Here is a 21,374-nt window from a genome sequence, read left to right on the forward strand (position 1 = left end):
GCCAGATTCGCCGGATGACGTTGCTGACGGGCGCGCGGGAGCGCTGGGTGCGGACCGGCGAAGTCGAGCTGTGCGTGGCCGAGATGGGTGATCCGGGGCGGCCGACGGTCGTCCTGGTGCACGGCTACCCCGACAGCAAGGAGGTGTGGTCCGAGGTCGCAGGGCGGCTCGCCGGACGCTTCCACGTGGTGGCCTACGACGTACGCGGCCACGGCCGGTCGACGGCGCCGCGGCCGCTGCGGGGCGGTTTCACGCTGGAGCAGCTGACCGACGACTTCCTGGCCGTCGTGGACGCGGTGAGTCCGGACGCGCCGGTGCACCTGGTGGGGCACGACTGGGGATCGGTGCAGGCCTGGGAGTTCACCACCGTGCAGCGCACCGAGGGACGCATCGCCTCCTTCACCTCGATGTCCGGGCCGTCCCTCGACCACTTCGGCCACTGGATCGCCCGGCGCGTGAAGCGGCCCACCCCGCGCCGGGTCGGCCAGCTGCTCGGGCAGGGTGCCCGGTCCTGGTACGTGTATCTGCTGCACACGCCCGCGCTGCCCGAGCTGGCCTGGCGCGGCCCGCTCGGCAAGCGCTGGCCGCGGATGCTGGAGCGCGTCGAGAAGGTGCCGCTGGGCGACTACCCCACCGCGTCGCTCCCGTCGGACGCGGCCCACGGGGCCTGGCTGTACCGGGACAACGTCCGGCCCCGGCTGCGCACGCCCCGCCCGGACGCGCACGCCCACGCGCCCGTGCAGATCATCACGCCCCTGGAGGACCGGTTCCTCTCGGAGCGGCTCCACGATGATCTGGAGCAGTGGGTTCCGCAGCTGACCCGCAGGACGGTCCAGGCGGGACACTGGATCCCGCGCACCCGCCCGGACCAGCTGGCCGGCTGGATCGACGAGTTCGTGACGTCCGTCGAGGGCAGCCGGTCGACGGTGACGGCGAGCGGTGAGCACGCCGAGCGGTTCGGCGGGCAGCTCGTGCTGGTCACCGGGGCGGGCAGCGGCATCGGGCGGGCGACGGCGCTCGCGTTCGCCGCGGCAGGAGCGCGCGTGGTGGCCGTCGACCGCAACGCCTCGGCGGCGGTCCGCACCGCCGAGAACTCCCGCCTGCTGGGCGCCCCCGAGGCGTGGGCGGAGACGGTCGACGTCTCCGACGAGCAGTCCATGGAGAAGCTCGCCGAGAAGGTCACCACCGAGTACGGAGTGGTGGACGTCCTCGTGAACAACGCCGGGATCGGACTGTCCGGCTCCTTCTTCGACACCACGCCGGAGGACTGGAAGAAGGTCCTGGACGTCAACCTGTGGGGTGTCATCCACGGCTGCCGGCTCTTCGGCCGGCGGATGGCCGAGCGCGGGCAGGGCGGCCACATCGTCAACGTGGCCTCGGCCGCGGCGTACCAGCCGTCCCGGGCGCTGCCCGCCTACAGCACCTCCAAGGCGGCCGTGCTGATGCTCAGTGAATGCCTGCGGGCGGAGCTGGCGGGTCAGGAGATCGGTGTGACGGCGGTGTGCCCGGGGTTCGTCAACACGGCCATCACCTCGACGGCGCACTTCGCCGGAGTCGACGCCGTGGAGGAGAAGCGGCTGCAGAAGCGCGCCGCCCGTCTGTACGGGCTGCGCAACTACCCGCCGGAGAAGGTCGCCCGTGCGATCCTGCGGGCGGTGACGCGCAACGAGGCGGTGGTGCCGGTGACAGCGGAAGCGCGGGGTGCGCGCTGGCTGTCACGGTGGGCGCCGGGAGCACTGCGGAGCATCGCGCGGCTGAAGCCGCCGGTGTGAAGCGAGGCCCAATGTCCCCGCAGTGAGGGGCAGTTGTCCACAGAACCACCCCTTCCCCTGTGGATAACCATATTTGGCTGTGGATCAAACCGCCGGGGTGAAACTCGATCGCGTGATGCGCATCTCTCCCGCACCCTGGGGAGATGGACGAAAGACGCACCGTGAAGGTGTCGAAGTACTTGTCGAAGCATCTGCGCCACCAGCCCGCACGCATCGGGCTCACGCTCGACGAGGCCGGCTGGGTCGAGATCGACACGTTGATCGCCGCAGCCACCGCGCACGGCTTCCGGTTCACCCGCGACGAACTGGACCATGTCGTCGCCACCAACGACAAGCGGCGTTTCGCCGTCGAGGGCACCCGGATCCGCGCCAGCCAGGGCCACAGCGTGGACGTCGACCTCGGGCTGGCGTCGGCGACCCCGCCCGCGCACCTCTACCACGGCACCGTCGCCCGCAACCTGGATGCGATCCGGGCCGAAGGTCTCCGTCCGATGAACCGGCACGCCGTGCATCTCTCGCCCGACCGGGATACGGCGACCCGCGTGGGAGCCCGCCGCGGGCAGCCGGTCGTACTCGGAGTGGACGCGTCCGCGATGCACGCCGACGGCCACGTCTTCCACGTCAGCGCCAACGGAGTGTGGCTCACCCAGGCCGTCCCGCCGCACTACCTGCGCTTCCCCGGGCCGCACTGACCGAGTGGTGTGACCGGACACTCAGGGTGACTGGTTTCACGTGAAACACGGGCGGCCCACCGGCCTCCCTTAGGCTCGATCTCATGAGTCTGCGCCTGAGCACCGTGATCCTCCCGTACCGCCGCTGGCACGAAGGCGGCCGCGCGGCCTGGACGCGCGCGGAGCAGCTCGGCTTCCACACCGCCTACACCTACGACCACCTGTCCTGGCGCACCTTCCGGGACGGCCCGTGGTTCGGCGCGGTGCCGACCCTCACGGCCGCCGCGAGCGTCACCGACCGGCTGCGGCTGGGCACCCTGGTGACCTCCCCGAACTTCCGGCACCCCGTGACGCTCGCCAAGGAGCTGATCTCCCTCGACGACATCTCCGGAGGGCGGGTCACCCTGGGCATCGGCGCGGGCGGCTCGGGCTTCGACGCCACCGCGCTCGGCCAGGAGCCGTGGACACCGCGCGAGCGAGCGGACCGCTTCGCCGAGTTCGTCCCGCTGCTCGACCGGCTGCTCAGCGAGGACGCCGTGTCGTACGAGGGTGACTACTACTCCGCCCACGAGGCCCGGAACATCCCCGGCTGTGTGCAGCGGCCCCGGCTGCCGTTCGCGGTGGCCGCGACCGGTCCGCGGGGCATGCGGCTCGCCGCCCGGTTCGGCCAGGCGTGGGTGACCACCGGCGACCCGAAACTGTTCGAGAACGGCACGCCCGAACAGTCGATTCAGGCCATTCGCGGGCAGGCGGAGAGGCTCGACGACATCTGTGCCGAGGTCGGCCGGGACATGACCGGCCTCGACCGGATCCTGCTCACCGGCTTCACACCGGACCGAAACGGCCCGCTGGAGTCCCTGAACGCGTTCGTGGACTTCGCCGGACGGCATGCGGAGCTGGGCTTCACGGAGATCGTGATCCACTGGCCGATCGCCGACTCGCCGTTCGCGACGGAGGAGAAGGTCTTCGAGCAGATCGCGATGGAGGCGCCGGCGCAGCTGCGCTGAGCGTCGACGGACGGGCAGGGGAGCCTCTGGTCAGGGCGGTATCAGGGCGGTATCCACTCACCTGTGCGGAGCCCCGCACGCCCGTGCAGGCATGTGCGGGACAATGGCCGGGTGACCTCAGCGACCCGACAGCCCGAGACCGCGGCCGAGACCCTCCCGCCGCGGCTGATCGCCACCGACCTCGACGGCACCCTGCTGCGCGACGACAAGTCGGTGTCCCCGCGCACGGTCGCCGCGCTGGCCGCCGCCGAGGCGGCGGGCATCGAGGTCTTCTTCGTCACGGGCCGCCCGGCCCGCTGGATGGACGTCGTCAGCGACCACGTGCACGGCCACGGCTTGGCCATCTGCGGCAACGGCGCCGCCGTGGTCGACCTGCACGGCGGCCCGGGCGCCCACCGGTTCGTGAAGGTGCGGGAGCTGGCCAGGGAGAACGCCCTGGACGCCGTACGCCTGCTGCGCGACGCGGCGCCGGGCACCGTGTACGCGGTGGAGCAGACGTACGGCTTCTACCAGGAGCCGGCGTACCCGAAGCTGCACATGGAGATACCGGACAGCCTCGCCCCGGCCGAGGAACTGCTGGGCCCGGACCACCCGGCCGCCGCGGAGCCGGTGCTGAAGATCCTCGCCTACCACCCCGAGATCGACCCCGACGCCTTCCTGACCCTGGCCCGCCTCGCCATTGGCGACCGTGCCAACGTCACCCGCTCCAGCCCCAGCGCCCTGCTCGAGATCAGCGGCCCCGGAGTGTCCAAGGCCAGCACCCTCGCCCTGTGCTGCGCCGAGCGCGGCATCTCGCACGAGCAGGTCGTCGCCTTCGGCGACATGCCGAACGACGTCGAGATGCTGACCTGGGCGGGCCGGTCGTACGCGATGGGCAACGCCCACCCGGACGTGATCGCCGCCGCCTCGGGCCGGACGGTCGCGAACAACGAGGACGGGGTGGCGGTCGTGATCGAGCAGTTGCTGACGGAACTGCCGTAGTCACCGGGGCCGGGGTGTCTCAGAGGGACACCCCGCGCGCCGCCAGCCACGACACCGGGTTCACCGCCGAGCCCGTCTCCGGAGTGACTCGGGCCTCGAAGTGCAGGTGTGGCCCGGTGGAGTTGCCCGTGGTTCCCGACTGGCCGATCCACTGGCCCGGGCTGACGTGCTCCCCCTGGTCGACCGCGAGCGAAGCGAGATGGGCGTACTGCGTGTAGTAGCCGCCCGCGTGCTTGAGCACGATCTCCATGCCGAAGGGGCCGCCGCAGGACACCTTCACGACCCTGCCCGCACCCACGGCCCGCACCGGTGTGCCGATCGGCACCGCGAAGTCCTGACCGGTGTGCCGACTGGACCATCGCGCACCACCGCTGCCGTAGGACGCGGACAGTTCGTACGTCTCGACCGGCGCGACCCAGTCGCCGTCGGTGAACCCCGTCTCCGGCTGGTCGAGCCGGACGGCTCCGCGGCACGCCCCGGCCGCGACCGCGGCGTCCGCCTCCCCCTGGAGCCGTGAGCGTGCCGTCTCCAGCTTCTGCTCGATGTCCGCCTTCAGCCCGGCGAGTTGGAGATTGCGCTTTTCCAGCACCTCCCACCGTTCCGCGGCCCTGGCCTCGTCCGCCGCCAGCCGTGCCTCGGCGCGCTGGTTCCTGGAGATGGCGTTGTTCACGGCGAGGTGCGCCTGTGAGAAGGCGTGCTGACCTCGCATCAGGCCGTCGGGGCTGTCGGCGAGGATCATGTGCGCGGCCACCGGGAGGCCACCGCTGGTTCGGTACTGCGCCCGGGCGATCCGGCCCAGGTCCTCGTGCAGGGCGGCGATGTGCCGCCGCTGCGTGTCCAGGAGTTCCTCCGCCCGCTGCGCTTCGGCGCGCTGGCTCTCGGCCTCCTCGCGGCCGGCCTCGTACTGCTGTGTCGCCACCGCGGCCTCCTCGTACAGCCGCGCCACCTCGGCGCTGAGGCCCTCGCCCGCGCCGGTCCCGGTGCCGCTCCCGGGTTCCCCGGGCGCCGCCGTCGGCCGGGCCGCGAGCACGGTCAGTGCGCACAGCAGGACCGGAACCACTAGCCGATGGCGGCGATATGAGCGCATGTCAGCGATCGTCGCCCAGCACTGCGGGCCCGGTCCTGTTCACGTCGTACGGCTGGGGGACCGGCTGCGCCGAACGGCCCAGTGCACACCGGTCCCGGTGGCTACCGCACTCCCGCCGCCGGCTGCGACGCCGCCTCCCGCTCGGCCATCTCCCGCAACGGCCCCTCCATCGCCAGCAGCGCCGCGTAGGAACCGCGCTGGGCCACCTGCCCCCGGTCCAGCACGATCACCTCGTCTACCGCTTCGAGGCCCGCCAGCCGGTGCGTGATGAGCAGCGTCGTCCGGCCCTCGGTCGCCGCCAGCAGATCAGCGGTGAGCGCGTCGGCGGTCGGCAGATCGAGGTGTTCCGCGGGCTCGTCCAGCACCAGGACGGGGAAGTCGGCCAACAGCGCCCGGGCCAGTGCCAGACGCTGTCGCTGGCCTCCCGACAGACGCGCCCCGTGCTCGCCCACGAGCGTGTCGAGGCCGTCGGGCAGACTTTCGGCCCAGTCCAGGAGCCTGGCGCGGTGCAGCGCGGCGCGCAGGTGGTCCTCGGTGGCGTCCTTCCTGGCGAGCAGCAGGTTCTCGCGCAGCGAGCTGTCGAAGAGGTGCGCGTCCTGCGCACACAGCCCGACGAGCCCTCGTACGTCGTCACTGCGCAGCGCGTAGGCGTCCACGCCCGCCAGCACGTACGAACCGGCCTCCGCGTCGAGGAACCGCAGCAGCACCTGCGCCAGCGTGGTCTTGCCGGAGCCGGAGGGTCCGACCACGGCGATGCGGCGGCCCTCGTCGAGGGTCAGGTCGAGCCCGGCGAGCGCGTCCCGCTCCTGCCCGGCGTACCGGGCGGTGAGCCCTGCGAGCACAACCGGGAAGGGTGAAGCGGGCGCCTGCCGGGGCCGCTCCGGCTCCCTCACGGGCTCCGGGGCGTCCAGCACCTCGTACACCCGCTCCGCGCTGCGGCGCACGCGCTGCCGGTACTGCACGGCCGACGGCAGCCCGAGCACGGCCTCGAAGGCGGCGAGGGGAGTCAGGACGACGACGGCCATGGTCACTCCGTCCAGCCGCCCTGCGGCGACCGCCTGCGCACCGGCCAGGGCGGCGGCCGTGACGGTCAGTCCGGAGATCAGCGCGGTGAGACCGTCGCCGAGGGCCGTGGCGGTGGCGGCGCGTGAGGCGATCCGGGTGAGCGCCCGGTCGGCCTCGCGGGCCTGGGCGCTCCGCGCGGGCAGCGCACCGGCGACGGTCAGCTCCGCGGTGCCGGTGAGCAGATCGGCCACCCGCGTCGCGAGCACCCCGCGGGCGGGCGCCAGCCTGTGCTCGGCCCGCCGGGCCACCGCGCCGGTGATCAGCGGCACGCCGACCCCCGCCGCCAGGAGCCCGGCCGCGAGCACCGCACCGGCCTCGGGCAGCAGCCATGCCGTGAAGCCGACCGACGCGGCCGACACGACGACGGCCGCCCCGGCCGGCAGCAGCCACCGCAGCCAGTAGTCCTGCAGCGCGTCCACGTCCGCGACCAGCCGGGAGAGCAGATCACCCCGGCGGACCCGGCGCAGTCCGGCCGGCGCCAGCCGCTCCAGCCTGCGGAACACATCGACCCGGGTGTCCGCCAGCATCCGCAGCACGGCGTCGTGCGACACCAGCCGCTCGGCGTACCGGAACACGGCCCGGCCGATCCCGAAGGCCCGCGTCGCGGTGACGGCCATCATCAGATACAGCACGGGCGGTTGCTGCGAGGCCCGCGAGATCAGCCAGCCGGAGGTGGCCATGAGCCCCACGGCACTCCCCAGAGCGAGGCTCCCGAGCAGCAACGCGAGTCCCAGCCGCCCGCGCCGGGCACCGGACATGGCGCGGACACGGGCGAGGACGCCGCCCGAAGCCGGCTGCCCGACGGCCTCGGCCGGGGTGGGCGGCTCGTCCTCGACGGGCCGCGTTCCGGCACGCCGGGCCACCGCGGACGTCACCGCCGCAGCGGCGGAGGTCTCGGGCTCGGACAGCCCCACGACCCGGTCCGCGACGTCCAGCAGTGCCGGCCGGTGCACCACCAGCAGTACCGTCCGGCCGGCCGCGAGGCGCCGCACCGCCGCGACGACCTCGGCCTCGGTGGCCCCGTCCAGCGCAGCTGTCGGCTCGTCGAGCAGCAGCACGGGGCGGTCGGCGAGGAATGCCCTGGCCAGCGCGAGCCGCTGCCGCTGCCCGGCGGACAGCCCGGTGCCGTCCTCGCCGAGCACGGTGTCCACACCCTCGGGCAGCGCGTCGACGAACTCCAGCGCCCCGGCGTCCCGCAGCGCCTGCCGTACGGCGTCGTCGCCTGCATCGGGCCGGGCCAGCCGTACGTTCTCGGCGATCGTCCCGGCGTACAGATGCGGCCGCTGCGGTACCCACGCGATCCGGGTACGCCACGCCTCCAGGTCGGCACCGGCGAGATCGACTCCCCCGGCCCGCACCCGGCCCTCGTCCGGTCGCACGAACCCCAGCAGGACGCTCAGCAGCGTCGATTTGCCGGCGCCGCTCGGCCCGACCAGCGCGACCGTCTCGCCGGGCTCGACGCTGAAGGTCACGTCCGAGACGGCGTCCACAGACCGCCCCGGGTACCGGACGGTCACGCCCTCGAAGGACAGCGCGCCCTCCGGCACGGCCGCCGAACCGGACGCCGGTACGGGCGTCTCCAGGACCTCGAAGATCTCCTCGGCGGCGGCGAGCCCCTCGGCCGCCGCGTGGTACTGCGCCCCGACCTGCCGCAACGGCAGATACGCCTCGGGCGCGAGGACCAGGATGACGAGACCGATGTACAGGTCCATCTCCCCGTGCACCAGCCGCATGCCGATCGTCACGGCGACCAGCGCCACCGAGATCGTCGCGAGCAGTTCCAGGGCGAAGGAGGAGATGAAGGCGATCCGCAGCGTCCGCATGGTCGCCCGCCGGTACTCGCCGGTGATCCGCCGGATCGACTCGGCCTGCGCCTTGGCCCGGCCGAAGACCTTCAGCGTCGGCAGTCCCGCGACGACGTCCAGGAAGTGCCCGGACAGCCGTGACAGCAGCTGCCACTGACGGTCCATCCGGGACTGGGTCGCCCAGCCGATGAGCACCATGAAGACCGGGATGAGCGGGAGGGTGCCCACGATGATGGCCGCGGAGACCCAGTCCTCGGTGACGATCCGCGCCAGTACCGCCACCGGGACGACCACCGCGAGACCCAACTGCGGCAGATACCGGGAGAAGTAGTCGTCGAGGGCGTCCACTCCCCGGGTGGCCAGGGCGACCAGCGAACCGGTCCGCTGCCCGCTCAGCCAGCCCGGCCCCAGCTCGGCGGAACGCTCCAGCAGCCGCCCCCGCAGTTCGGACTTCACCGCCGCGCTCGCCCGGTGCGCGGCGAGCTCGGTGAGCCAGCCGACCAGCGCCCGGCCGACCGCGACGGCGGCCAACAACATCAGGGGAGTGCCGAGTTCGGACAACGCCATGCGGTGCTGGAACGCACCGACCACCACCTCGGCGATGAGCATCGCCTGCGCGATGACCAGCCCCGCCCCGATGGCGCCCAGAGCCACGACCGCCGCAAGGAAGACCCGGGTGGCACGGGCGTGACGGAGCAGGCGCGGATCGATTGGTTTCACGTGAAACACACCTCAGTGCACGGTCTCGGCGATGTGCTGCGTGCCGATCCGCTTGCGGAACACCCAGTACGTCCAGCCCTGGTAGAGCAGGACGACCGGAGTGGCGATCCCGGCACACCAGGTCATGATCTTCAGTGTGTACGGGCTGGACGAGGCGTTGGTGACCGTCAGGCTCCAGTCCGGGTTCAGCGTCGACGGCATGACGTTCGGAAAGAGCGTCAGGAAGAGCATGGTCACCGCGGCCACGATGGTGAGTCCCGACAGGGCGAACGCCCAGCCCTCACGCCCGGCCCGTGCCGCGGCCAGGGCGACGAGGAGCGACACCACGGCCGCGACCATCGCCACCAGCGACGAACCGTCACCCCGGTCGGCCTGCGTCCACAGCAGGAAGGCGAGGGCCAGCAGGGCGGTCACCAGCCCGACGCGCAGTGCCAGCTTCCGCGCCCGCTCCCGGATCTCCCCGACCGTCTTGAGCCCGACGAACACCGTCCCGTGGAAGGTGAACAGCGACAGTGTGACCAGCCCGCCCAGCAGCGCGTACGGGTTGAGCAGGTCCAGGACGCCGCCGGCGTAGTTGAAGTCCTGGTCGATCTTGACGCCCCGGACGATGTTCGCGAAGGCCACACCCCAGAGGAACGCGGGCAGCAGCGAGGCCCAGAAGATCGCCGTCTCCCAGTTGCGCTGCCAGTTCTCCTCGGGCCGCTTGACGCGGTACTCGAAGGCCACGCCCCGGACGATCAGGCAGACGAGGATGAGCAGCAGGGGCAGGTAGAAGCCGGAGAAGAGTGTGGCGTACCACTCGGGGAAGGCGGCGAAGGTCGCGCCGCCCGCCGAGAGCAGCCACACCTCGTTGCCGTCCCAGACCGGGCCGATGGTGTTGATCAGCACCCGCTTCTCGGGCCGGTTGCGGGCGAGCAGCTTCGTGAGCACACCTACCCCGAAGTCGAAGCCCTCCAGGAAGAAGTAGCCGGTCCACAGGACGGCGATCAGGACGAACCAGACGTCGTGCAGTTCCATGACTGTGCAGCTCCCTCGGCCTAGTAGGAGAAGGCCATCGGCTTGTCGGCGTCACGGGAGTCGCCGCCGATCTTCGTGGGCGGGTTGAGGTCGGCCTCGGTGAGCTCCGGCGGGCCCGCCTTGACGTACTTGACGAGCAGCCTGACCTCGACGACGGCGAGGATCGCGTACAGCGTGGTGAAGACGACCATCGAGGTGATGACCTCGGCCTGGGAGACACCGGGGGAGACCGCGTCACGCGTCTGGAACAGTCCGTAGACGACCCACGGCTGGCGGCCCATCTCGGTGAAGATCCAGCCCCAGGAGCTGGCGATCAGCGGGAAGCCCAGGGTGAGGATCGCGATGCGCCAGTACCACTTGGTGAGGGTCGGGCCGAGCGCCTTCTTCGGCAGCAGCACGAGATGCGGCACCTCGTCGTCGCCCACCCTCAGGTGCTGCGGCAGCATGAACTTCTTGCGGGTCAGCCACAGCCCGGCCAGGCCGATGGCGAACGACGTCATGCCGAAGCCGATCATCCACCGGAAGCCCCAGTAAGCGACGGGGATGTTGGGCCGGTAGTCACCGGGCCCGTACTTCTCCTGCTCGGCCTTGTTGACGTCGTTGATGCCGGGCACGTACGAGCTGAAGTCGTCCTTGGCGAGGAAGGACAGCAGGCCGGGGATCTCGATGGCTACCTTGTTGTGGCCCTTGTCGACGTCACCCACGGCGAAGACCGAGAAGGGAGCCGGCTTCTCGCCGTCCCACAGCGCCTCGGCCGCGGCCATCTTCATCGGCTGCTGCTGGTACATGATCTTGCCGAGCACGTCACCGCTGATCGCGGTGAGGAGACCGCCGATGACAACGGTGACGAGGCCCAGCCGCAGCGAGGTCTTCATCACGGGGACGTGCTTCTTGCGGACCAGGTGGAAGGCGGCGATGCCGACCATGAAGGCGCCACCGGTCAGGAAGGCCGCGGTGAGCGTGTGGAAGACCTGGGCGAGCGCGGTGTTCTGGGTCAGAACCAGCCAGAAGTCGGTGAGCTCGGCCCGGCCCTTCGCCTCATTGATCCGGTAGCCCACCGGGTGCTGCATCCAGGAGTTGGCAGCGAGGATGAAGTAGGCCGACAGGATCGTGCCGATCGAGACCATCCATATGCAGGCCAGGTGGATCCTCTTCGGCAGCTTGTCCCAGCCGAAGATCCACAGACCGATGAAGGTCGACTCGAAGAAGAACGCGATCAGGGCCTCGAAGGCCAGTGGCGCACCGAACACGTCACCCACGAAGCGCGAGTAGTCCGACCAGTTCATCCCGAACTGGAACTCCTGCACGATGCCGGTGACCACGCCCATCGCGATGTTGATCAGGAAGAGCTTGCCCCAGAACTTCGTCGCCCGGAGGTACTTCTCCTTCTCCGTCCGCACCCATGCCGTCTGCAGACCGGCCGTGAGCGCGGCCAGGGAGATCGTCAGGGGGACGAACAGAAAGTGGTAGACGGTGGTGATGCCGAACTGCCATCGCGCCAGGGTCTCCGGCGCCAAAGCCAGGTCCACGTCGCCGCTCCTTACCTACGCTTGTGAAAGCGTTCACATTCACAAGCCATTATGCAGCACGGACTTTCGAGCCCTGGAGGGGGTCCCCTGTCGCGCCGGTCACAACAGGCCTCTTGGCGTGAACTTCAACATATTGTTGAATCGACGGCATGCAGACACCGACACCGCTACGGATACGGATCTCCTGGCCCGCGGGCCATCTCACGGCGTCGCTCGACGACACCCCGACAAGCCAGGCCCTCGCCAAAGCGCTGCCCCTTGTCTCGACCGCGCGCACCTGGGGCGAGGAGGTGTACTTCGACACAGGAGTCTCGGTCTCACGTGAAACAGGCGCCCGCGAGGTCGTCGAGCCGGGCACCGTCGCCTTCTGGACCGACGGCGACGCCCTCGCCCTCCCCTACGGACCCACGCCGATCTCACGGGGCGACGAGTGCCGCCTCGCAAGCCCGTGCAATGTCCTCGGCCGTCTCGACGGCGACCCTGGTCTGCTCGCGACAGTGCGGGACGGCGAACCCGTACGCGTGGAACTGCTGGAAGCCTGATCCGGCCCCCAGAGGCGAGGGCTACGACTCCTTACGGAACCCTTCGGACACCTTCAGGAAGATGTCGTTCGCCTCGGTCTCCCCGACCGTCACCCGCACACCCTCACCCGGGAACGGCCGGATGACCACACCCGCCTGCTCACACGCCTGAGCGAACGCGACCGTACGCTCCCCCAGCCGCAGCCACACGAAGTTGGCCTGGGTCTCGGGCACCGTCCAGCCCTGCGAGCGCAGCCCGTCGACCACGCGCGTGCGCTCGCACACCAGCGAGCCGACCCGGCCGAACAGTTCGTCCTCGGCCCGCATCGAGGCGATCGCCGCCTCCTGCGCGAGCTGGCTCACGCCGAACGGCACAGCCGTCTTGCGCAGCGCCGCGGCCACCGGTTCGTGGGCGATGGCGAACCCGACACGCAGGCCGGCGAGGCCGTAGGCCTTCGAGAAGGTCCGCAGCACACACACGTTGGGCCGGTCGCGGTAGAGCTCGACACCGTCCGGCACCTCGGGATCGCGAATGAACTCGCGGTAGGCCTCGTCGAGGACCACCAGCACATCGCTCGGGACCCGGTCCAGGAAACGCTCCAGCTCCGCCCGCCGCACCACCGTGCCCGTGGGGTTGTTGGGGTTGCAGACGAAGATCAGCCGCGTCCGGTCGGTGATCGCGTCGGCCATGGCGTCGAGGTCGTGCACATCGCCGGGCGTCAGCGGCACCTGGACCGAGGTCGCGCCGCTGATCTGCGTGATGATCGGGTACGCCTCGAACGAGCGCCAGGCGTAGATCACCTCGTCGCCCGGGCCGGAGGTGGCCTGGATCAGCTGCTGGGCGACACCGACTGATCCGGTACCGGTGGCCAGGTGGGAGAGGGGCACGCCGAACCGCTCGGACAGCTCGTTCATCAGCGCCGTACAGGCCATGTCCGGGTAGCGGTTGAAATTGCAGGCCGCCGCCGTGACGGTCTCCATCACGCCGGGCAGCGGCGGATACGGGTTCTCGTTGGAGGACAGCTTGTAGGCCACCGGTCCACCCGCCGCAGCGGGCTTGCCCGGCTTGTAGGTGGGGATCCCCTCCAGCTCGGCGCGCAGCTTGGGGCTCGTCTCGCTCACCGCAGTCCTCCTCGTGAAGACCGGCGGCCCATGACCGCCGCCGACATCCAATACTCCTCACCTTATGAGGATTCGGCGCCGCTGCGTAGAGCAACGACCGAGCAGCGGGCCCTGTCCTCCCCGTCCCACCGGCATCAGGGGCATCACCGCACCAAGGCGTACGAATCCAGGGGCGCGCCTCACATATATCTACGCGCCGGTGGTGCACGCCGTGGCGCGCATCCCTCGTGCAGGTGAGTTGAGACCTCTTCGCAACCTCGCCCACTTGGCAGGCCCGTGCGCGCCGACAAGACACGTACTGCCATGAGAGCGCTCAACACCCTTTGTTTCCAAAGCAATTACTGTTAAATGATCATGCAGAAACGTGCCTGTCAACGCGTGCATATGCGTCCGCACTACCCCACCGCATGAGCCCTACTATCGGCTCGCCATGACAGCAGCAGGGAAGCACCAGGTGAGCCGCGCGGAAACCTCACGGCGAGGCAGCAGGCCGGGTCGGGCGGGCATCAGAGACGTGGCCGCCGCAGCCGGAGTCTCCATCACAACCGTCTCCGACGCCCTCAACGGCAAGGGCCGGCTCCCGGACGCCACCCGGCGCCATGTCCGCGAGGTCGCCGACCGGCTGGGCTACCGCCCCTCGGCCGCCGCCCGGACCCTCCGTACCGGCAAGTCGGGACTCATCGGCCTGACCGTCACCACGTACGGGGATGAACCTTTCACCTTCACGGAGTTCGCGTACTTCGCGGAGATGGCGCGGGCCGCCACCTCCGCCGCGCTCGCCCGCGGCTACGCCCTCGTCATCCTGCCCGCGACCTCCCGCCACGACGTGTGGTCGAACGTCGCCCTGGACGGCACCGTCGTCATCGACCCCTCCGACCAGGACCCGGTCGTCAGCGAACTCGTCCGGCAGGGTCTGCCGGTCGTCTCCGACGGGCGCCCGGCCGGCGCACTGCCGGTCACCGCCTGGGTCGACAACGACCACGAGGCCGCCGTCCTCGGCATCCTCGACCACCTGGCCGACGCCGGCGCCCGCCGCATCGGCCTGCTGACCGGCACGTCGACGGACACGTACACCCATCTGTCGACCACGGCCTACCTGCGCTGGTGCGAGCGGGTGGGCCAGGATCCGGTGTACGAGGCCTACCCGGCGCACGATCCGTGCGCGGGAGCCGTGGCCGCCGACCGGCTGCTCGCCCGGCCCGACCGGCCCGACGCGGTCTACGGACTGTTCGACCCGAACGGCACCGACCTGCTCGCCGCGGCCCGCCGCTACGGCCTGCGCGTCCCGGACGACCTGCTGCTGGTCTGCTGTAGCGAGTCCACCGTGTACGCCAACACCGAGCCGCCGATCACCACGCTCTCCCTCAAGCCCCGACGCATCGGCACGGCGGTGGTGCAGCTCCTCATCGACGCCATCGAGGGAGTGGAATCCGACCGGCCGGTGGAGCAGGTGATACCGACGGAGCTGATCGTGCGCACCTCGTCCCAGCGACGCTCGCCGCGCACGACGGTCAGCCCGCCGCGATCGCCCGAGGAGACGTAGGTCCCGTCCGCGGGTAGAGGGAAGGTCGTACTCCTGGGGAGAAACAGGGCCGGTCCCCCGGAGAGAAGGGATCGTTCTCGCGAAGAGCAGAAGAGCGAGGGCGGTCACACGGTGGTCAAAGCCCGGCCCAATCGGGGCGAAAGCCGCGGTGAACTGGACTCCTGCTCTGATTCACCACCCCTGGGTCATCACATGGCGCGATCCGCATTCCTATGATGGGCCCACGACACCCGCGGGCCGCTACGACCAGGCAGTCCGATGCGGTGCAATGCGGCGCGATGGTGGAGGGGTCGATGACTCAGGGGGCCGGTCAGGGACCCGAGGTGGAGCGGACGGCGACGTTGCGCGACTTCCGGGTGCCCGCGTACGTCCACGAGACCGGTCCGTACGTCCACAGCGTCCACCCCGGTGACGTCGCTCCGCCGCCCGAGGAGGCCTATCCCGAGGGGTACACGCCGACCGAGCGCGACCTTCCCGTCATCAACCGGGGTGACACTGTCCAGGTGACCGTGGACCCCGAGAACGCCGCCGCCCCGCAGGCCACCACCGGGCAGGGCCCGCTGTACGTCGTGGGTGACGTGCACGGCTACCTCGACCAGCTGGTGTCGGCCCTCCAGGAGAAGGGCCTGCTCGACGCCGCCGGAAACTGGTGCGCGGGCACCGCCCGGCTGTGGTTCCTCGGCGACTTCACCGACCGCGGACCGGACGGCATCGGCGTCATCGACCTCGTGATGCGGCTGTCCGCCGAGGCGGCCGCGGCCGGCGGCTACTGCAAGGCGCTCATGGGCAACCACGAGCTGCTGCTGCTCGGTGCCAAGCGGTTCGGCGACACCCCCATCAACTCCGGCGCGGGCACCGCCACCTTCCAGGCGGCGTGGCTCCTCAACGGCGGCCAGAAGACGGACATGGACCGCCTCCAGGACCACCACCTTCAGTGGATGTCGCGTCTTGACGCCATCGAGGAGGTCGACGGGCACCTGCTCGTCCACTCCGACACCACCGCCTACCTCGACTACGGCCGCTCCATCGAAGAGGTCAACGACACCGTCCGCGAGACGATCACCCGCAACGACGCGGACGAGGTCTGGGACCTGTTCCGCAAGTTCACCAAGCGGTTCTCCTTCCGCGACGAGGGCGGCGCTGACGCCGTGCGCTCCCTGCTCGATACGTACGGGGGCACCCGCATCGTTCACGGGCACAGCCCGATTCCGTATCTGCTGGGCGAGGTCGGCTCCGAGGACGACGAGGACAACCGCGACCCCGTGATCGAGGGACCGCACGTCTACGCCGACGGCCTCGCCATCGCGATGGACGGTGGCGTGACCATGGCCGGAAAGCTACTGGTCGAGCAACTGCCGCTGGATACGTGAACGTTCACCGGGCAGGCGTTCCCCTTCGGAGGACCGGGCCGGTGACGGGTCAATTTCGGTAAACCCCCTGTCACCGCATACCGTCACCGCTCTACCATCGGCTTATCCGTAGCAGGCTCCCCTCCGTTTCTGCCCGACGGCTCGTCAGCATGCCGAGCCCCAAGCCCTACGGAGCATCGGGGGATGCACATGAACAGCGTTCCGCAGCACCTGCTGAGCGAGGACCGCCAGGAATACGAGCGGATCCTCGATGAGGCGCTGCGCTCCGCACCACACCGTCCCGAACTGGCCGCTGTCGGTCAGCGGCTCAACCCCGAACAACTGCGCACCATGGCGCTGAACGCGACCGCACTCATCACGGCGGCGGCGTCGGCCGAGTACCAGCACTACGTCAAGGTCCGCGACGAACTGCGACAGCCGGCGTCGGCCGGCTCGCAGGCCGTGCGCGAATCCGGTTCCGCCGAGCCCGCGGGCGCCTCGGGACTCGTCACCGCCATGGGAGGGGTCGCCGAGACCGCCGGCGCGGGCGCCGTCGCCGTCGTCGCCGTCCTCGCGCCCGTCCTCGCCGGAACGGCCGCGGCGATCTTCCTGCTCGTCGGTTACATCCTGCGGATGATCGACCCGGATCAGGGCTTCGCCCGGACCATGCTCACCACGGGCTGGGTGTTCGGCGCCGTGACCGCGGTGGCGATCCTCGTAGCCGCGGTGGGACTGCTGCTCACGGCCCTGCGGAACAAGCCCTCGGCCGAAGGCGGACCGTACGGCGAACTGCAGGGCGAGGTGGCCCAGGCCAAGGAGGCCTGGCACGAGGCCCTGCTGGAACGCGGCATCCTGCCCTTCCTGCGGGAGGCCCTCGTCGACCCCGGCGCGGCGGCAGCACTGCACCACACGCCCTCGCCCACGCCGGTCAGCCGCATGCCGCACCTCGGCTACGGCCGCCCGGGGTTCACCAGCCCGGACGACGGCGACCGCGGCTCGCGCCCCAGCTTCAGCAGCCCGGACTACACCAGCCCGGACTTCGGAGGGCCGGAGCACCAGCCGGAGTAGCACTCGCCGGAGCCCGTCCGAGCTGCGGATTCGAGCGGGCGGACCCACAGGCCGGGGGACCATCGGCCCCCGGGCCTGTGCGCGGCCGGGTCAGTCCGCGATGGGCAGGTACACGCGGTTCCCGCTCGCCGCGAACTCCTTCGACTTCAGGGCCATGCCCTCCTCGATCTCGGTCCGTGTGCCGCCGTGTTCACGGCGGATGTCCTGCGAGATCTTCATGCTGCAGAACTTGGGACCGCACATCGAGCAGAAGTGAGCCGTCTTGGCGGGCTCGGCGGGCAGGGTCTCGTCGTGGAACTCCCGTGCCGTGTCCGGGTCGAGGGCCAGGTTGAACTGGTCCTCCCACCGGAACTCGAAACGGGCGTCGGACAGCGCGTCGTCCCACTCCTGCGCACCCGGGTGTCCCTTGGCGAGATCGGCTGCGTGGGCGGCGATCTTGTAGGTGATGACGCCGGTCTTGACGTCGTCACGGTTCGGCAGGCCCAAGTGCTCCTTGGGCGTGACGTAGCAGAGCATCGCCGTGCCCCACCAGGCGATCATCGCGGCACCGATGCCGGAGGTGATGTGGTCGTACGCCGGCGCGACGTCCGTGGTCAGCGGGCCGAGCGTATAGAACGGAGCTTCATCGCAGATCTCCTGCTGAAGGTCGATGTTCTCCTTGATCTTGTGCATCGGGACGTGGCCCGGGCCCTCGATCATGGTCTGTACGTTGAAACGCTTCGCGATCCGGTTGAGTTCCCCGAGTGTGCGCAGCTCCGCGAACTGCGCCTCGTCGTTGGCGTCCGCGATCGATCCGGGCCGCAGGCCGTCCCCCAGCGAGTACGTGACGTCGTACGCGGCGAGGATCTCGCAGAGTTCCTCGAAGTTCTCGTACAGGAACGACTCCTTGTGGTGTGCGAGGCACCAGGCGGCCATGATCGAGCCGCCGCGGGAGACGATGCCGGTCTTGCGGTTCGCGGTCAGCGGCACGTACGCCAGGCGAACGCCCGCGTGGACCGTCATGTAGTCCACGCCCTGCTCGGCCTGCTCGATGACCGTGTCCTTGTAGATCTCCCAGGTCAGTTCCTCGGCCCTGCCGTCGACCTTCTCCAGTGCCTGGTAGAGCGGCACGGTGCCGATGGGGACGGGGGAGTTGCGCAGGACCCACTCGCGCGTGGTGTGGATGTTGCGGCCGGTGGACAGGTCCATGACCGTGTCGGCGCCCCAGCGGGTCGCCCAGGTCATCTTCTCGACCTCCTCCTCGATGGAGGACGTCACGGCCGAGTTGCCGATGTTGGCGTTGACCTTCACCAGGAACCGCTTGCCGATGATCATCGGCTCGATCTCCGGGTGGTTGACGTTGGCCGGCAGCACGGCCCGCCCTGCGGCGATCTCGTCGCGCACATCCTCGGGAGCCACGTTCTCCCTGATGGCGACGTACTCCATCTCGGGCGTGATCTCTCCCCGGCGGGCGTACGCGAGCTGCGTGACGGCCTGGCCCTCCCTGCCACGGCGCGGCAGGCGGGGCCGGCCGGGGAAGACGGCGTCCAGGTTGCGGAGGCCGCCGCGGGGCGAGGTGTGCTTGATGCCGTCGTCCTCGGGACGGACGGGGCGGCCCGCGTACTCCTCGGTGTCGCCGCGGGCGATGATCCAGTTCTCGCGCAGCGGCGACAGGCCCCTGCGGACGTCGGTGTCGACGAGCGGATCGGTGTACGGGCCCGACGTGTCGTACAGCGTGACCGACTGGCCGTTCGTGAGGTGCACCTGACGGACCGGCACGCGCAGGTCGGGGCGGGTGCCCTCGATGTACGCCTTGTGCCAGCCGATGGACTTCCCGGCCTCCTCGGACTTCTCGTCCTGAACGGAGGCAGGCGTGCGTGCGTCCTTGTTGGTCATCAGACCTACTCCCTACGCCGGCATTACCCGGTAACAGGTTCGGCGGTCGACGCAGCGGTTTCCGTCCGGCGACGTTTCGTGTGAAACATCACTCGACTCCGGCGATGTTTCATGTGAAACATCGCTGGGACGGAGGTCAGCGCCCTCTCAGCCCGGTGCTCCGAGCTCCCGCGTGTACAAAAGGTGCCTCCACGCTAGCGGCAATTCTGGCGCGGTGAACAGAGGGCCCCCCTCGTTCTTGCGATGATCGGTCGGTGACCACGACGCAGCGTCCCCCCTACCCACCGCCCGAGCCGCCCCGCGGATCCGGCGCCGGAAACGGCAACGGCCGTGGTGACGGCCATGATTTCGCCGCCGGAGGCCGGCAGGGGCAAGCCGGCCGGCAGGGCCCCGGGCCCGGATACGGGCGTGACGGGCGCTTCGGTCCCTCGGGCGGCGGTGAGTACGGACCGGGCTTCGGTGGCGGCCCGGGTGCCGGTTCTCACGGTGGTCATGGCGCTCCCACGGGCGGGCGGGGACCGGGGCACGGCCCTGCTGGTTCCGGTGGCGGCGACGGACATGGCCACGGTCACGGCTCCGGTGACAGCAATGGCCGTGGCGGACACGAGCACGGTGGCGCTGACGGCAGCGGCCGTGGCGGAGGTGACGGTCACGGTTCCGGTGACGGCAATGGCCGTGGCGGAGGCGACGGTCACGGTTCCGCGCCGGGCGGCGGGCACGGGCATTCGCACAGCCACGGGCCGGCCGCGCCCGTCTCCCTGCACCTGCGCAAGGTCATCGCGGCGGTCCTGATCCCGTTCGCCGCGGCGGTGCTGGTCGGTCTCGTCGTGCTGTGGCCGGGCGGCGCCCCGGCTCACGAGCGCACCGGCGTCGGCTTCGACCGGCAGACGCAGGACGCCACGGTCACCAAGGTGGTCGAGGTGAGCTGCAAGGAGGCCGGCGCTTCGGGCGTTCCGCCGACCGGCGACACCTCCACCGCGGAGGGTTCCTCCGCGGTGCAGCAGGAGCAGGGCACCTGCAAGCGGGCGACGATCCGGGTCGACAGCGGCGACGACAAGGGCCGTACGTTCACCGAGATCGTCCAGCCCGACCAGTCCCGGCAGCTGCACGAGGGCCAGAAGGTCGTCGTCGCCTACGAGCCCTCGGCGCCGAAGGACCTGCAGTACTCGGTCACCGACGTCAACCGTCGGCTGCCCATGGCTCTGCTCGCCGGCATCTTCGCCGTCGCCGTCGTGGTCGTCGGGCGGCTGCGGGGTGTCATGGCACTGATCTCGCTGGCCATCAGCTTCATGGTGCTCAACTTCTTCATCCTGCCCGCGATCCTGCAGGGCTCGAACCCGCTGGTCGTGGCGGTGGTGGGAGCGAGCGCCATCATGCTCATCGCCCTGTACCTCTGCCATGGTCTGTCCGCCCGGACATCCGTGGCGGTGCTGGGCACCCTCATCTCGTTGCTGCTGATCGGCATCCTCGGCTCGGTGTTCATCGACTGGGCCGCGCTCACCGGCAACACCGATGACAACACCGGTCTGATCCACGGTCTCTACCCGACGATCGACATGAGCGGTCTGCTGCTCGCCGGCATCATCATCGGCTCACTGGGTGTGCTCGACGACGTGACGGTCACCCAGACCTCGGCGGTCTGGGAGCTGCACGAGGCCAACCCGTCGATGGGGTGGCGCGGGCTCTACCGTGCGGGCATCCGGATCGGCCGCGACCACATCGCCTCGGTCGTCAACACGCTCGTCCTCGCCTACGCGGGTGCCGCGTTGCCGCTGCTGCTGCTGTTCTCGATCGCGCAGAGCAGTGTGGGTACGGTCGCCAACAGCGAGCTGGTCGCGGAGGAGATCGTGCGCACGCTGGTCGGTTCGATCGGCCTGGTCGCCTCGGTGCCGGTCACCACGGCCCTGGCGGCGCTGGTGGTCTCGGCCGACCGGCCCGGCACGGAACCCGCCCTGGAGGCCTCCGCGGTCCCGGCGCGCGGGGGGAGGGGCCGACGCCGCAAGCGCTGACGCCTCTGCGCCTCTGCGCTGCGGACGCCTGCGAAGGCGTGGGGCTCCAGCGTCTGGCATCTGACGTGTGGCGCATGGCGCATGGCGTCTGACGCGATCCTGCGCTCCCCGGCGGCTGGTGCGGGCCTGGCCCCCCAGCGGCTGGTGTGAGCCTGCGCCTCCGTCGCCTGACGCGAGCCTGCGCCCCGACGGCTGGTGCGGGCCTGACCCGCTGTGTCTGGTGCGGGCCTGGA

15 protein-coding genes and 1 riboswitch are annotated in these 21,374 nt (G+C 70.5%); of the genes, 9 read left to right on the forward strand and 6 right to left on the reverse strand.

The genetic code is table 11. The annotated features are described in order from the left end of the window. Positions 1-14 precede the first annotated feature (14 nt). From AB0E85_RS04240 to AB0E85_RS04255, 4 genes are all read left to right on the forward strand, one after another. Positions 15-1,772 carry an SDR family oxidoreductase gene (locus tag AB0E85_RS04240; protein ID WP_361922201.1) on the forward strand — a complete coding sequence of 586 codons (1,758 nt, stop codon included), beginning with the start codon at positions 15-17 and terminating at the stop codon, positions 1,770-1,772. Between the two features lie 143 nt (positions 1,773-1,915). After that, positions 1,916-2,464, forward strand: a complete 549-nt coding sequence (locus AB0E85_RS04245) for an RNA 2'-phosphotransferase (RefSeq protein ID WP_361922203.1) — start codon at positions 1,916-1,918, stop codon at positions 2,462-2,464. 83 nt (positions 2,465-2,547) lie between these two features. Beyond that, the gene (locus tag AB0E85_RS04250) at positions 2,548-3,450 is read left to right on the forward strand and encodes an LLM class flavin-dependent oxidoreductase (RefSeq protein WP_361922205.1); all 903 of its coding nucleotides are present in this window, start codon (positions 2,548-2,550) and stop codon (positions 3,448-3,450) included. Positions 3,451-3,561: 111 nt separating this feature from the next. Next, on the forward strand, positions 3,562-4,431 hold the full coding sequence (locus AB0E85_RS04255; RefSeq protein ID WP_361922207.1) for a Cof-type HAD-IIB family hydrolase: 870 nt from the start codon (positions 3,562-3,564) through the stop codon (positions 4,429-4,431). Positions 4,432-4,450: 19 nt separating this feature from the next. Here the strand turns inward: AB0E85_RS04255 and AB0E85_RS04260 are convergent, their stop codons facing one another. The 4 genes from AB0E85_RS04260 to AB0E85_RS04275 all read right to left on the reverse strand — a co-directional run bounded on the left by AB0E85_RS04260 (position 4,451) and on the right by AB0E85_RS04275 (position 11,654). Then, the gene (locus AB0E85_RS04260) at positions 4,451-5,518 is read right to left on the reverse strand and encodes a peptidoglycan DD-metalloendopeptidase family protein (RefSeq protein WP_361922209.1); all 1,068 of its coding nucleotides are present in this window, start codon (positions 5,516-5,518) and stop codon (positions 4,451-4,453) included. A 101-nt stretch (positions 5,519-5,619) separates the two neighbouring features. Continuing rightward, entirely contained in the window at positions 5,620-9,108 is a 3,489-nt protein-coding gene (gene cydD, locus AB0E85_RS04265; RefSeq protein WP_361922211.1) for a thiol reductant ABC exporter subunit CydD, read from the reverse strand. Between the two features lie 12 nt (positions 9,109-9,120). Further along, positions 9,121-10,125, reverse strand: a complete 1,005-nt coding sequence (gene cydB, locus AB0E85_RS04270; RefSeq protein WP_361922212.1) for a cytochrome d ubiquinol oxidase subunit II — start codon at positions 10,123-10,125, stop codon at positions 9,121-9,123. A 20-nt stretch (positions 10,126-10,145) separates the two neighbouring features. Beyond that, complete coding sequence (locus tag AB0E85_RS04275; protein WP_361922214.1) at positions 10,146-11,654, reverse strand: cytochrome ubiquinol oxidase subunit I; 1,509 nt, start codon at positions 11,652-11,654, stop codon at positions 10,146-10,148. Positions 11,655-11,803: 149 nt separating this feature from the next. Here AB0E85_RS04275 and AB0E85_RS04280 point away from each other — a divergent pair, with 149 nt between their 5' ends. Further along, the gene (locus AB0E85_RS04280; RefSeq protein WP_161364721.1) at positions 11,804-12,196 is read left to right on the forward strand and encodes a cyclophilin-like fold protein; all 393 of its coding nucleotides are present in this window, start codon (positions 11,804-11,806) and stop codon (positions 12,194-12,196) included. A gap of 21 nt (positions 12,197-12,217) precedes the next feature. On the opposite strand, the gene hisC is transcribed toward AB0E85_RS04280, so the two are convergent. Then, positions 12,218-13,297: a histidinol-phosphate transaminase gene (gene hisC, locus AB0E85_RS04285; RefSeq protein ID WP_361922217.1), complete on the reverse strand. Its 1,080-nt coding sequence runs from the start codon at positions 13,295-13,297 to the stop codon at positions 12,218-12,220. A gap of 430 nt (positions 13,298-13,727) precedes the next feature. Here hisC and AB0E85_RS04290 point away from each other — a divergent pair, with 430 nt between their 5' ends. From AB0E85_RS04290 to AB0E85_RS04300, 3 genes are all read left to right on the forward strand, one after another. After that, entirely contained in the window at positions 13,728-14,840 is a 1,113-nt protein-coding gene (locus AB0E85_RS04290; RefSeq protein WP_161364716.1) for a LacI family DNA-binding transcriptional regulator, read from the forward strand. A 278-nt stretch (positions 14,841-15,118) separates the two neighbouring features. Further along, complete coding sequence (locus AB0E85_RS04295) at positions 15,119-16,210, forward strand: metallophosphoesterase (RefSeq protein WP_361922219.1); 1,092 nt, start codon at positions 15,119-15,121, stop codon at positions 16,208-16,210. Between the two features lie 183 nt (positions 16,211-16,393). Next, positions 16,394-17,257, forward strand: coding sequence for a hypothetical protein (locus AB0E85_RS04300; protein WP_361922221.1), 864 nt, complete (start codon positions 16,394-16,396; stop codon positions 17,255-17,257). Positions 17,258-17,347: 90 nt separating this feature from the next. On the opposite strand, the gene thiC is transcribed toward AB0E85_RS04300, so the two are convergent. Beyond that, the gene (gene thiC, locus AB0E85_RS04305) at positions 17,348-19,132 is read right to left on the reverse strand and encodes a phosphomethylpyrimidine synthase ThiC (RefSeq protein WP_361922223.1); all 1,785 of its coding nucleotides are present in this window, start codon (positions 19,130-19,132) and stop codon (positions 17,348-17,350) included. Then, positions 19,125-19,314, reverse strand: a riboswitch (TPP riboswitch). It overlaps the preceding gene by 8 nt. A gap of 72 nt (positions 19,315-19,386) precedes the next feature. Here thiC and AB0E85_RS04310 point away from each other — a divergent pair. Further along, positions 19,387-21,141, forward strand: coding sequence for a YibE/F family protein (locus AB0E85_RS04310; protein WP_361922225.1), 1,755 nt, complete (start codon positions 19,387-19,389; stop codon positions 21,139-21,141). Positions 21,142-21,374: the final 233 nt, after the last annotated feature.

Source organism: Streptomyces sp. NPDC029044 (assembly GCF_040637495.1).
Lineage (GTDB): Bacteria > Actinomycetota > Actinomycetes > Streptomycetales > Streptomycetaceae > Streptomyces.